Here is a 275-nt window from a genome sequence, read left to right as displayed (position 1 = left end):
GTTTCCCGGAATTTCCAGATCGTTTTGCTGTCCGGAACCTTGTCGCTGGATTTCAGTCCCAGAAAGCGCTTGAAGCTCAACCGGTCGGTAATCTGGTACTCCGTCTGATCGTCGGAAAGGTTGTACAGGCTCTGAAGAATGAGAAGTTTGAACATCATCAACCGGTCGAACGGCGGTCGGCCCATATGTTTGCGGTTGGCTGGCTTGTTGAAAGCCACTTCGAGAATGGGCGCGAAGAGTTGCCAGTCGATATGCGCTTCAAGCTTGACGAGCGG

General features: G+C 52.7%; 1 protein-coding gene. It reads right to left on the bottom strand.

From position 1 onward, the window contains the following. Positions 1-275: transposase (locus tag FGF66_RS12410; RefSeq protein WP_139457960.1), on the bottom strand; the 275-nt coding region annotated here is incomplete at both ends.

The sequence above is a fragment of the Chlorobaculum thiosulfatiphilum genome (genome assembly GCF_006265165.1).
Classification (GTDB): domain Bacteria; phylum Bacteroidota; class Chlorobiia; order Chlorobiales; family Chlorobiaceae; genus Chlorobaculum; species Chlorobaculum thiosulfatiphilum.
The sequence above is the reverse complement of the archived record's forward strand: the minus strand, read 5'-3'. Positions and strand labels throughout refer to the sequence as shown.